This is a genomic window from Roseomonas sp. BN140053 (genome assembly GCF_047690175.1).
Classification (GTDB): domain Bacteria; phylum Pseudomonadota; class Alphaproteobacteria; order Acetobacterales; family Acetobacteraceae; genus Roseomonas.
On record NZ_JBLLEB010000008.1, the window covers coordinates 177,098 to 189,336 of the forward strand.

At 70.6% G+C, this 12,239-nt stretch carries 9 protein-coding genes; 8 read left to right on the plus strand and 1 reads right to left on the minus strand.

Features of this window, described 5'->3' with window-relative positions; genetic code table 11:
- Positions 1–15 precede the first annotated feature (15 nt).
- From ACLIBK_RS10665 to ACLIBK_RS10695, 7 genes are all read left to right on the plus strand, one after another.
- On the plus strand, positions 16–1,137 hold the full coding sequence (locus ACLIBK_RS10665) for a helix-turn-helix domain-containing protein (protein ID WP_415387232.1): 1,122 nt from the start codon (positions 16–18) through the stop codon (positions 1,135–1,137).
- Between the two features lie 77 nt (positions 1,138–1,214).
- Positions 1,215–2,357: a flavodoxin-dependent (E)-4-hydroxy-3-methylbut-2-enyl-diphosphate synthase gene (gene ispG, locus ACLIBK_RS10670; RefSeq protein ID WP_415387233.1), complete on the plus strand. Its 1,143-nt coding sequence runs from the start codon at positions 1,215–1,217 to the stop codon at positions 2,355–2,357.
- Positions 2,358–2,364: 7 nt separating this feature from the next.
- The gene (hisS, locus tag ACLIBK_RS10675; protein ID WP_415387234.1) at positions 2,365–3,603 is read left to right on the plus strand and encodes a histidine--tRNA ligase; all 1,239 of its coding nucleotides are present in this window, start codon (positions 2,365–2,367) and stop codon (positions 3,601–3,603) included.
- On the plus strand, positions 3,600–4,655 hold the full coding sequence (prfA, locus tag ACLIBK_RS10680) for a peptide chain release factor 1 (protein ID WP_415387235.1): 1,056 nt from the start codon (positions 3,600–3,602) through the stop codon (positions 4,653–4,655). The genes hisS and prfA overlap by 4 nt, the downstream gene beginning before the upstream one ends.
- Positions 4,656–4,708: 53 nt before the next feature.
- Positions 4,709–5,542 (plus strand): peptide chain release factor N(5)-glutamine methyltransferase, encoded by an 834-nt coding sequence (gene prmC, locus ACLIBK_RS10685; protein ID WP_415387247.1) that lies wholly within the window; start codon positions 4,709–4,711, stop codon positions 5,540–5,542.
- A gap of 210 nt (positions 5,543–5,752) precedes the next feature.
- Positions 5,753–6,241: a DUF4167 domain-containing protein gene (locus ACLIBK_RS10690; RefSeq protein WP_415387236.1), complete on the plus strand. Its 489-nt coding sequence runs from the start codon at positions 5,753–5,755 to the stop codon at positions 6,239–6,241.
- A 329-nt stretch (positions 6,242–6,570) separates the two neighbouring features.
- Entirely contained in the window at positions 6,571–8,343 is a 1,773-nt protein-coding gene (locus ACLIBK_RS10695) for a glycoside hydrolase family 15 protein (RefSeq protein ID WP_415387237.1), read from the plus strand.
- Between the two features lie 7 nt (positions 8,344–8,350).
- Here ACLIBK_RS10695 and ACLIBK_RS10700 read toward each other — a convergent pair whose 3' ends face one another.
- Positions 8,351–9,142 (minus strand): MOSC domain-containing protein, encoded by a 792-nt coding sequence (locus ACLIBK_RS10700; protein WP_415387238.1) that lies wholly within the window; start codon positions 9,140–9,142, stop codon positions 8,351–8,353.
- A gap of 117 nt (positions 9,143–9,259) precedes the next feature.
- On the opposite strand from ACLIBK_RS10700, the gene clpB reads away from it, so the two are divergent.
- Positions 9,260–11,869 (plus strand): ATP-dependent chaperone ClpB, encoded by a 2,610-nt coding sequence (gene clpB, locus ACLIBK_RS10705; protein WP_415387239.1) that lies wholly within the window; start codon positions 9,260–9,262, stop codon positions 11,867–11,869.
- Positions 11,870–12,239 lie beyond the last annotated feature (370 nt).

Below are 12,239 nucleotides of genomic sequence, written 5' to 3' on the forward strand. Positions count from 1 at the left end.
GCAGCAGCAGACACGATGGCCGGCGAGGCCGTGCAGGTGGGGGCCGCGCTGCGTGACGCGCGGCTGAGCCTGGGCGCCACTATCGACGACGTGGCGGAACAGCTGCGCATCAACCGCCGCTACCTGTCGGCACTGGAAGAAGGCCGCGTGCGCGACCTGCCCGGCCCGGCCTATGCCCAGGGCTTCGTGCGGTCCTACGCGGCGGCACTCGGCCTCGACGCCGACGAGATGACCCGGCGCTTCCGCGAGGGCGGCGGCCCCGGCTCGCTGAACCGCACCGACCTCGTTTTCCCCGAACCGGTGCCGGAGCGCGGCGTGCCGGCCGGGGCGGTGATCCTGGTGGGCGCGATCCTGGCGATCGGCAGCTACGTGGTCTGGTGGCAGTGGAGCGGCTCCGGCGCCCGCAGCGTGGACCGCGTGGAACCGCCGCCGGCCCGCATCGCGGAAGCGGCCCGTGGTACCGCGCCGGCGGATACCGCCCCGGCCCTGCCGCCCACGCTCGGCCCGGCGGTTCCCGCCAGCCCCGGCACGGCCGGCGGCGCGGCGACGCGGCCCCCCGCGACCCCGGCCGTGCCCGCTGCCCCGCCCACGGCACCCGTCCCGAGCGCCGGCAACGCGCCAGTGCAGCCCGGCGCCCCGGCCAACCGGCCGGCCACCGCCGCGGCTCCCGCCGGCCCCAGCACCCCCGCCGCCCCGGCCGGAACCGCCGCGCCGGGGGTACCAGTCGCCGCGACGGCACCGGCGGCACCGAACGCCCCGGGTGGTGCGGCACCGCCGGCTTCCGCGCCGGCCGCCCCCGCCCCGCCGCCCTTACCATCCCCCGCCACGCCGGCCGCCCACGAGGCTTCCGGGCGCGTCGTGCTGCGCGTCACCAATGAGGATTCCTGGGTGCAGGTGCGCGATCCCCGCACCCGGCAAACGCTGCTGAACCGGGTGTTGCGTCCCGGCGAGAGCTTCACCTTGCCGGCAACGGAAGGCCTGATGCTGACCACCGGCAAGGCCCAGGCGCTGGAGGTGGTGGTGGACGGCCAGCCCACCGCCGCCCTGGCCGGGCGGGTCGGCGTGGTGCGGGACGTGGCGCTCGACCCGGCCCGGCTGCGGGCCGCCCAGGCACCCGGCACGGCCCCCGCCAACTAGCCCGACACTTGGCCGGCGGGCCCCCGCCTGCCATATCCCGGCTCTCCGCCCCACCGGGCGCGCTCGCGGGAACACCTATGTCCTATCGTCCCTACCAGCAGATCCTCCGACGCAAGTCCCGGCAGATCCGGGTGGGCAAGGTCCTGGTCGGGGGCGACGCACCGGTTTCCGTCCAGACCATGACCAACACGCCCACCGAGGATGCGGCGGCCACGATCGCCCAGATCCGCCGGGCCGAGGTCGCCGGGGTGGACATCGTGCGCGTGTCCTGCCCCACGCCGGAAACCACCGCCGCGCTGGCCGAGATCGTGCGCGAGGTGAACGTCCCGGTCGTTGCGGACATCCACTTCCACTACAAGCGGGCCATCGAGGCCGCCCAGGCCGGCGCCGCCTGCCTGCGCATCAATCCCGGCAACATCGGCTCGCCGGAGCGGGTGAAGGAGGTCATCAAGGCCGCCCGCGACTACGGCTGTTCCATCCGCATCGGCGTCAACGCCGGGTCGCTGGAGCGCCACCTGCTGGAGAAATACGGCGAGCCCAACCCGGAAGCCCTGGTGGAAAGCGCGCTGTGGCACGCCGACCACCTGCTGCAGAACGGCTTCGACGAGTTCAAGATCAGCGTGAAGGCGTCCGACGTCTTCCTGGCCGTCGCCGCCTATAACCAGCTGGCCGAGGTTTGCGACCACCCGCTGCATGTCGGCATCACCGAGGCCGGCACCAAGCGCGCCGGCACGGTGAAGTCCTCCATCGGCATGGGCATGCTGCTCTGGGGCGGCGTGGGTGACACCATCCGGGTGTCCCTGTCGGCCGAGCCGGAGGAGGAGGTGCTGGTGGGCTGGGACATCCTGAAGTCCCTGGGCATCCGCCACCGCGGGGTAAAGATCATCTCCTGCCCCTCCTGCGCGCGGCAGGGCTTCAACGTGATCCAGACCGTCTCGACGCTGGAAGAACGCCTCGCCCACATCAAGACGCCGATGAGCCTGAGCATCATCGGCTGCGTGGTGAACGGCCCCGGCGAGGCGCTAATGACCGACCTCGGCGTCACCGGCGGCGGTAACGGGCGCCACATGGTCTACGCCGCCGGCAAGACCGACCACACCGTGGACGGCCAGGCGATGATCGACCACATCGTCGAGCTGGTGGAAGCTAAGGCGGCGCAGATCGCCGCCGGCACCGCCAACGCCGCCGGCCACGAAATGCCGCAGCAGGCCGCGGAGTAAGCACCGCTTGGACAAGCTGCAGCCCGTTCGCGGCACCCGCGACCTGATCGGCGAGGATTTCGCCCGCTTTCAGCACGTCGTGTCGGCCGCCCGCCGCATCGCCGCCCTTTACGGCTTCGAGGAATGGGCGACGCCGATCTTCGAGGACACCCGCGTCTTCGCCCGCTCGCTGGGCGAAACCTCCGACGTCGTGTCCAAGGAGATGTACACCTTTGCCGATCGCGGCGGCGACAGCATCACCCTGCGACCGGAAAACACCGCCGGCGTCTGCCGCGCCCTGGTGAGCAACGGACTTGCCCAGGCCGGACTTCCGCGCAAGGTGTTCTATGCCGGGCCCATGTTCCGCTACGAGCGGCCGCAAAAGGGCCGCTACCGCCAGTTCCACCAGATCGGCTGCGAGATCCTGGGCGCTGCCGAGCCGCTGGCCGATGCCGAGGTGATCGCCGCCGGCTGGCACATCCTCACGGAACTCGGCATTGCCGAGGGCACGGTGCTGGAGATCAATACGCTGGGCGACATGCCCTCGCGCGACGCGCACCGGGCGGCGCTGGTGGCGCACCTTTCCGAACACCGGGATCGGCTTTCCGCCGATAGCCAGGTCCGCCTGGACAAGAACCCGCTCCGCATCCTCGACAGCAAGGACGAGGGCGACCGCGTCCTCCTCGCCGACGCGCCCTCCATCCATGACCACCTGACCGAAGCGGCTCAGGCCCACTACGACGCAGTCCGGCGGCAGCTGGACAGCTTCGGCGTGCCGTATCGCGTGAACCCACGCATCGTCCGCGGCCTGGACTACTACAGCCACACCGCCTTCGAGTTCGTCACCGACCGCCTCGGCGCCCAGGGCACGGTGATGGCCGGCGGCCGCTACGACGGCCTGGTAGAGGAAATGGGCGGCCCGCCTACTCCTTCCGTCGGCTGGGCCGCGGGGGTGGAGCGGCTGTCCATGCTGCTGGACGCCGCCCCCGCCGCACCCCGCCCCGTGGCCGTGGTGCCGGTGGGCGAGGGAGCCGAGGCCGCGGCGCTGGACGCGTTGCAGGCCCTGCGCCGCGCCGGGATTGCCGCCGAGATCGCCTACAAGGGCAACGTGAAGCGCCGCATGGAGCGCGCCAACCGCGTGAACGCCCGCGCCGCGGTGCTGATCGGCGAGGACGAGGTCGCCCGCGGCGTCGCCCAGCTCAAGGATCTCGACGGTGGTGGGCAGCGCGAAGTGCCCCTGGCGGAACTCGCCGTCGCCCTCGCATGAGCCTGCCGGAAAAACTCGACCGCCTGCTGCTGCGCGCCGACGAGCTGCGCGCCGCGGTGAACGTCGCGGAAGGTTCCCGGGTCGGCGCGCTGACCAAGGAGCTTTCCGACCTCGAACCCCTGGTAGACAAGGTGCAGGAGCTGCGCGCCGCCGAGCGCGCCCGCGACGAGGCCGAGGCCATGCTGGCTGACCCCGAGCTGCGCGAGCTGGCCGAGGCAGAATACGCGCAACAGAAGGCGGTGGTGCCCGCCCTGGAGCGTGAGCTGCAGCTGATGCTGCTGCCCAAGGACGCCGCGGACGAGCGTTCCGCCATCCTGGAAATCCGCCCCGCCGCCGGCGGTGACGAGGCCGCGCTCTTTGCCGCCGAGCTGTTCCGCGCCTACCAGCGCTACGCCGAAGGGCGGCGCTGGCGCTTCGAGGTGCTGGACTACGACGAGAGCGAACTGGGCGGCACGCGCGGCGCCACCGCCGAGGTCGCCGGCAAGGGCGTTTTCGCCCGGCTGAAGTTCGAGAGCGGCGTGCACCGCGTCCAGCGCGTCCCCGCCACCGAAACCCAAGGCCGCATCCACACCTCCACCGTCACGGTGGCCGTGCTGCCCGAGGCGGAGGAGGTGGACATCCAGGTCAATGACGCCGACCTGCGCATCGACACCTACCGCGCTTCCGGCGCCGGCGGGCAGCACGTCAACAAGACCGACAGCGCCGTGCGCATCACCCACATACCCACTGGCACGGTGGTGGCGATGCAGGAGGAGCGGTCGCAGCACAAGAACCGCGCCAAGGCGATGAAGGTACTGCGCGCCCGGCTCTACGACGCCCAGCGCAGCGCCCTGGACAGCAGCCGCGCCGGCGAACGCCGCGCCCAGGTCGGCACCGGCGACCGGAGCGAGCGCATCCGCACCTACAATTTCCCCCAGGGCCGGGTCACTGACCACCGCATCGGCCTGACCCTGCACAAGGTGGAGCGGGTGATGCTGGGCGAGTTCGACGAGCTGTTCGACGCCCTGATCGCCGAGGACCAGGCGGCCCGCCTCGCCGCCGAGGCGCTGTGACCGACCGCCCCGCCGCGACCCCGGCGGGCGCTTGCGCCGAGCCGGCCGGCACCGTGGGAGCCTTTCTGTGCCGGGCCGGCCAGCACCTGCGGGCCGCCGCCATTCCCTCGCCCCGGATGGAAGCTCGCCTGCTGCTGGGCCATGCCATGGGCACGGACCTGTCCGCCCTGCTTCGCGACCCCCGCGCCGCCGTGCCGCCCGAGGCGGCCCAGACCTTCGCCGCCCTGCTGCAACGCCGGCTCGATGGCGCACCCATGGCCTACCTGACCGGCCGGCAGGGCTTCTGGACCCTGGACCTGCGCACCACCCCCGACACGCTGATCCCCCGGGCCGACACCGAAACCCTGGTGGAAGCCGCGCTGGACGCTTTTCCCGACCGTGCCGCCGTGGGCCACGTCCTGGACCTCGGCACCGGCACGGGAGCGCTGCTGCTGGCCGCCCTGTCCGAGTTCCCCCGCGCCTTCGGGGTCGGCGTGGACCGGGCCCCCGGCGCGGCGGCCCTGGCGCGGCGCAATGCCGGGGAGCACGGCCTGGAACACCGGGCGGCTTTCCTGGCGGGAGACTGGGCCACGGCCCTGGCCGGCCGCTTCGACCTGGTGCTGAGCAACCCGCCCTACATCGAATCCGCCGCCATCGACGGGCTGATGCCGGAAGTGTCCCGCCACGAGCCCCGCTTGGCACTGGACGGCGGAACGGACGGGCTGGACGCTTACCGGGCCCTGGCCGCCGCTTTGCCCGGCCTGCTCGCCCCCGGCGGCCGGGCCGTGCTGGAACTTGGCCAGGGGCAGGAGGGAGCGGTTTCCGGGTTGATGCAGGCGGCGGGGCTTGAATGCCGGGGATGCCGGCCCGACCTCAACGGCGTACCGCGCGCCCTGGTTCTTGCCTGAGAAAAGGGTTGGCGCAGGGTTGCGGCGCCGCTAGGTTGCGTCAGCAGCACCGATGGCGCATGGATGCGCCGCAGGTTACGTCGGACAAGCGAGCGGGTTCGCCCCCCTTTGTCCGGAACGCTGTGCGAAGAGAATCATCATCGCAGGTCCAGCCGGGGGCGTCCCGAACGCCTTCACCGGCGCGAGCATGAGAGTGCGAACGCGATAACCATGAATATGAAGCGCATGCGCGGCCGCGGTGGCCATCGGCAGAATGGCGGCGGTGGTGGCCAGGGCGGCGGTGGCGGCGGCGGTTTCCGCCAGAGCGGCCAGCAGCCGATGAACCGCAACCACGTGTTCGACTCCTCGGGGCCGGACATGCGGATGCGGGGAACGGCGCAGCAGCTGTTCGAGAAGTACCTCCAGCTCGGCCGCGACGCGACCAGCGTCGGCGACCGCGTGATGGCCGAGGGCTATTTCCAGCACGCCGAACATTATTTCCGCATTCTGAACGCCATGGCCCAGGCGCAGCAGCAGAGCCAGCCGCAGCAGCAACAGCAGCCGCAGCACGGGCAGCGCCGCTGGCAGAATGGTCCGGAAACCATGGACCGTGATGGTGACAGTGGTTCTGACGGCGGCGAGGCCGAGGAGCAGCCCGGCCTCAACGGCCACGGCAGCGACGACGAGGAACCCGAGGACGCCCGCACCGCCCTCCAGTAAGGCCGAACCTCGCCTCGTAGTCCGGGGCGGGTACTGCGGAGATCCGGCCCACTCGCATTGGCGTGATGTTTCCGGGCTGGGCGGTGATCCGCTGGTCGCTCTGCCCGGCACCCGCGTGATCCGCGCGGCGCATCTCCGGCCCGGCGCGATCGGCGGCATTGGGCTCGGGGCGTTGCCGGTCGGCGCGGGACCGGTTTCCGGACCGGCGAATGACGGGCCAACCGCTTGCTGCGCCGCCTCGTTGTCCCAGTTCTAGCTACGATGATAAGAACTCTGGGGGCCGCAGGGCCCGATACCGCCCCTGTGACGCTACCCCGGGATCGCACTTGGTGAGCCGTCCCATCGAGGACTACGCCATGCTGGGCGATGGCCACACCGCGGCGCTGGTGTCGCGCGACGGCTCCATCGACTGGCTGTGCTGGCCCCGTTTCGACAGCGACGCCTGCTTCGCCGCCCTGCTCGGCACCGAGGAGCACGGACGCTGGCGCATCGGCGCGGCCGAGCCTGGGGCCGAGATCAGCCGCCGCTACCGCGACGACACGCTGATCCTGGAAACCAGGATCAGCACGGCCTCCGGGGAGGCCATGGTCACCGACTACATGCCGATCGCCGAGGACGGCGTGTCGTCCGTGGTGCGGGAAATCCGTGGCCTGCGCGGCGAGGTAGCCCTGGAGTCGCGGCTTCGGCTGCGCTTCGACTACGGCAGCGTGAAGCCCTGGGTACGCTCCTGGGGCGGGGAGGTGGTGGGCGTCGTCGGGCCCGACCTAGTGGTGTTGCGCGGCGACCGCGAACACCGGGCCTCCCAGGAGGAAGCGCGTTGCGACTTCACCCTGGCGGAAGGCGACACGGTTCGCTTCACCCTGCAGCACGGACCCTCGCACCGGGACGTACCAGCCCCACTGGACCTGCAGCGGTCGGAACGAGACGCGGAGGCCTTCTGGCGCAACTGGGCGGCGCAGTTCGACCGCCCGACGGAATGGCCGGTCCAGGTGAAGCGCTCGCTGCTCACTCTCAAGGCGCTGATCCACCGCCCGACCGGCGGCATGGTGGCCGCCCCCACCCTCGGCCTGCCGGAGGAGCCGGGGGGCGGCATGAACTGGGACTACCGCTTCTGCTGGCTGCGCGACGCCACCTTCACCCTGATCGCCCTGCTGAACGCCGGCTATCGCGACGACGCGCATGCCTGGCTGCAATGGCTGCTGCGCGCCGTGGCTGGGGTGCCGGAACAGATGCGCGTCATGTACCGCGTGGACGGGGCCCGGCACCTGGAAGAATGGGAGGTACCCTGGCTGCCCGGCTACGACGGCGCCAAGCCCGTGCGTGTCGGTAATGCGGCGGTGGAGCAGCACCAGCTCGACATCTTCGGGGAGGTGCTGGACTGCACCTTCCTGGCGGAATCCACCGGCATCGAGCGCACGCCCTGGGACGTGGAGGTGGAGGGCCGCCTAGTCGCCCATCTCGAGCGGACCTGGCGCGAGCCGGACCGCGGCATGTGGGAATCGCGTGACCCGCCCCGGCACTACGTGCATTCCAAGGTGATGGCCTGGGTCGCCGTGGACCGCTTCATCCGCAGCAGCCGCGGTCGGAGCGACTGTGATGCCGAGCGGCTGCAACGGCTGGAAACGCTGCAGGCGGAGATGCACGCGGAAATCTGCCGCGAAGGCTTCAACCCCAGCCGCAACAGCTTCGTGCAGTCCTATGGCGCGGAGGAACTGGACGCGAGCCTGCTGCTGCTGCCGCTGGTGCAGTTTCTGCCGGTGGAGGACCCGCGTATGGCCGGCACCATCGCTGGGATAGAGCGGCATATGATGGAGGGCGGGCTGGTGCGCCGCTACGAGCCTCCCTTCATGGCGGGGGAGGGAACCTTCCTGGCCTGCTCCTTCTGGTTGGCGGACTGCATGCTGCTTCAGGGCCGGCGGGACGAGGCGCGCGCCCTGTTCGAACGGGTACTCGGCCTGTGCAACGATGTCGGCCTGCTTGCCGAGGGCTATCACGTCGGAAACGGTCGGATGACCGGCAACTTTCCCCAGGCCCTCAGTCACCTCGCGCTGGTGAACACCGCCCTGGCGCTCTGCGGCCCGGTGGTGCAGCGGGGCGGCTGAGGCGCACTCACGCCACCGGCGGGTCGCTTTCCGCTTCTGCCGGTGGCCCGAGGAGCTCGATAGCGTCGCCGACCGCCAGCCGGCCGCCCTCCACCACGGTGGCATGGACCCCGAGATCGGCATGGCCGAAATGCTGCCGCAGCAGCGCCGGCACGTCGCAGTCCCGCTCGGCGGTTTCCAGGTTCACCTGCGTGGCCGGGCAGCGCCGCGTGCGCCTGAACACCGACAGCCGCGCGCCTCCGACCAGCAGCTCCTGCCCGACCCAGTCGAACTCCGCCCAGGCGGGCAGGCCCGACAGGTAGAGGTTGGCCCGGAAGCGCAGCGGGTCCAGCCGGCGCCCGATCGCCGCCTCCAGCGCGTGCAGGCTGGCGAGGTTGATCAGCGACACGCCCTTGAGCTTCTGGTCCGTGAAGGCGTGCCCGGGCACGTCCAGGAAGCGCGGCTCGCCCCGGGCTTCCTCGCCCAGGAAGCGGGTCAGGAAGGCGGCGATGCCCGCCCGCCCCGCGGCCGTGCCGGTGGGCGCGGTCAGCCGGTCACCATCCGGCCCGGCCAGGGACAGGGTGCCGGAAACCGGGTCGAAGGCACTGTGCAGCAGCACCACGCGCGCATTGGCCATCATGCAGGCGAAGTTCTGCTTGGGCAGGAAGCGGGGTGCCGCGGCATCGAAGGGCGCATCGCCCTGGACCAGGGCGAAGCGACGGTCATGCGGCAGCGTCTCGCCCGGGGAAAGCCGGACGTCTTCCAAGCTTTCCGCGCTCAGTCCCTTCACGGGGAAGCGGTAGAGACGCTCGACCTGCATGACACGGAACCCCTTGAACCCACTCGGTAGACGTTACCACATCCCCCACCAACACGGTGAAACCCCGTCGCCCGATGTGGGGCGGGGTTGCGCCGGTCGCCTCACCGGAGGGACCACATGGATCTCGAGAAATTCACTGAGCGTTCGCGCGGCTTCCTGCAGGCCGCCTCCACCATCGCGGTTCGCGAATTCCACCAGCAGCTGACGCCGCAGCACCTGCTCAAGGCACTGCTGGACGACGAGGAAGGTGCGGCCGCCGGCCTGATCAAGGCCGCCGGGGCCGACCCCGCCACCGCCAAGCGCGAGGTGGACGCCGAAGTCGCGCGCCTGCCCAAGGTGTCCGGCGGTGGCGCCGGCCAGCCCCAGGTCACGCCCGAGCTGGTGCGCGTGCTCGACACCGCGCAGCGTCAGGCGACCCGTGCCGGCGACAGCTTCGTCGCCCAGGACCGCGTGCTGCTGGCGCTCGCCGAGAGCGACACGGCGGCTGGCCGCGCCCTGACGCGTGCGGGCGCCACGGCGCAGAAGCTGGAAGCGGCGGTGACGCAGCTCCGTAAGGGCCGCACCGTGGACAGCCAGAATGCCGAGCAGAACTTCGAGGCGCTGAAGAAGTACACGCGCGACCTGACGGCCGCGGCGCGCGACGGCAAGCTCGACCCGGTGATCGGCCGCGACGAGGAAATCCGCCGCTCGATCCAGGTTCTGGCCCGGCGCACCAAGAACAACCCCGTGCTGATCGGTGAGCCCGGCGTCGGCAAGACCGCTATCGTGGAGGGCCTTGCCCTGCGCGTGGTGAACGGCGACGTGCCGGAAGCGCTGAAGGGCAAGCGCGTGCTCGCGCTCGACCTCGGCGCGCTGGTGGCGGGTGCCAAGTACCGTGGTGAGTTCGAGGAACGGCTCAAGGCCGTGCTGACGGAGATCGAGGCCGCCGAGGGCGACGTCATCGTCTTCATCGACGAGATGCACACCCTGGTGGGCGCGGGCAAGGCGGACGGGGCGATGGACGCTTCCAACCTGCTCAAGCCGGCCCTGGCCCGCGGCGAGCTGCGCTGCATCGGCGCCACCACGCTGGACGAGTACCGCAAGCACGTGGAGAAGGACGCGGCCCTGGCCCGTCGCTTCCAGCCCGTTTTCGTAGGCGAGCCGACGGTGGAGGACACCATCTCCATCCTGCGCGGCATTCGCGAGAAGTATGAGCTGCACCACGGCGTGCGCATCGCCGACAGCGCCCTAGTGGCGGCCGCGACGCTGAGCAACCGCTACATCACCGACCGCTTCCTGCCGGACAAGGCGATCGACCTGGTGGACGAGGCGGCGAGCCGCCTGCGCATGCAGGTCGACAGCAAGCCGGAGGAGCTGGACGAGCTCGACCGTCGTCTGTTGCAGATGAAGATCGAGCGCGAGGCGCTGAAGCGCGAAACCGACGTGGCGTCCCGTGACCGGCTGGAGAAGCTGGAACGCGAGGTGGCCGACCTGGAGGAACGCTCCGCGACCCTCAGCCAGCGCTGGCAGTCCGAGAAGGACAAGCTCGCCTCGGCCCAGAAGGCCAAGGAAGAGCTGGACCGTGCCCGCACCGAGGTCGAGGTCGCTCAGCGCAAGGGCGATTATGGCCGCGCCGGCGAACTGATGTACGGCGTGATTCCCAAGCTGGAGCGGCAGATCGCCGAAGCCGGCGACGAGGGCGGGCGTCTGGTCAACGAGGCCGTGACCGAGGAGGGGATCGCGTCGGTGGTCAGCCGCTGGACCGGCATCCCCGTGGACCGGATGCTGGAAGGCGAACGGGCCAAGCTGATGCGCATGGAGGACGAACTGCGCAAGCGGGTCGTCGGTCAGGAGGAAGCGCTGGAAGCGGTGTCCAAGGCGGTTCGGCGCGCCCGCGCCGGCTTGCAGGATCCCAACCGGCCGATCGGCTCCTTCTTGTTCCTGGGCCCCACCGGCGTCGGCAAGACCGAGCTGACCAAGGCGCTGGCGAGCTTCCTGTTCGACGACGACCGTGCCCTGCTGCGCATCGACATGTCGGAATACATGGAGAAGCACTCCGTGGCGCGGCTGGTCGGCGCCCCTCCGGGCTATGTCGGCTACGAGGAAGGCGGTGCGCTGACCGAGGCGGTTCGCCGGCGGCCCTACCAGGTCATCCTGTTCGACGAAGTGGAGAAGGCGCACGACGACGTCTTCAACATCTTGCTGCAGGTGCTGGATGACGGGCGCCTGACGGACGGGCAGGGGCGGACGGTGGACTTCCGCAACACGCTGATCATCCTGACCAGCAACCTGGGTTCCGAGATCCTGGCCGCCCAGCCGGATGGCGAGGACGTGGACTTGGTGCGCGGGCAGGTGATGAACGTGGTGCGTGGGCGCTTCCGGCCGGAGTTCCTGAACCGGCTGGACGAGATCGTGCTGTTCCGGCGTCTCGCCCGGAAGGACATGGCCTCTATCGTGAACATCCAGCTCGGCCAGCTGCGCAAGCTGCTGGCGGACCGGAAGATCACCCTGACCCTGGACCAGAAGGCGCAGGACTGGCTGGCAGAGGCGGGCTACGACCCCGTCTACGGTGCCCGCCCGCTGCGTCGGGTGATCCAGCGCAACTTGCAGGACCACTTGGCCGGGCTGTTGCTGGAAGGGACGATCCTGGACGGCAGTGAGGTGACGGTGACTGCAGGCCAGGATGGGTTGGAGGTCGCCAGTCAGCCCCGAAGCGAGGCTATCGAGGCACCTCGCCGCGTGGCCTGAAGGCATTTCTGCTGGTCGGAGGGACATGACCTCCGACCAGCGTCAAAAAACTGCAAGAAAGCCTTTGACAGGCGTTCCTGTCCCCCATATAAGCCCGGTCACCGCGAGGCGCTGTGGTGTGAAACGACGGCGCGGTTGAGCGGGGCCCTTGCTGTAGGGTGTTGAGCTGGTGAGCTGATGTGGCGGGTTCCCGAAAGGGGCTGGCTGCTCGGTTCAAGTTTGGCGCTCTGGTGTTTGGGTTCTGTCTCGAAGAGCGGTGTGATCCTTGAAATCTGAATAGGGGTTTTACTGGAGTTTGGCGCTTGGGAGCGTCCTGGCTCTGGCGGCTGGACGGCGCGTGCTGAGAGGCGTGCGGGGGTTTGGCGGCTGG

Excerpts from the sequence above, each read along its gene's own strand:
- ACLIBK_RS10665 (WP_415387232.1), top strand. The coding sequence starts at position 16 with ATGGCCGGCGAGGCCGTGCAGGTGGGGGCCGCGCTGCGTGACGCGCGG.
- clpB (WP_415387239.1), top strand. The coding sequence starts at position 9,260 with ATGGATCTCGAGAAATTCACTGAGCGTTCGCGCGGCTTCCTGCAGGCC.
- ispG (WP_415387233.1), top strand. The coding sequence starts at position 1,215 with ATGTCCTATCGTCCCTACCAGCAGATCCTCCGACGCAAGTCCCGGCAG.
- ACLIBK_RS10700 (WP_415387238.1), bottom strand. The coding sequence starts at position 9,142 with ATGCAGGTCGAGCGTCTCTACCGCTTCCCCGTGAAGGGACTGAGCGCG.
- prfA (WP_415387235.1), top strand. The coding sequence starts at position 3,600 with ATGAGCCTGCCGGAAAAACTCGACCGCCTGCTGCTGCGCGCCGACGAG.
- ACLIBK_RS10690 (WP_415387236.1), top strand. The coding sequence starts at position 5,753 with ATGAATATGAAGCGCATGCGCGGCCGCGGTGGCCATCGGCAGAATGGC.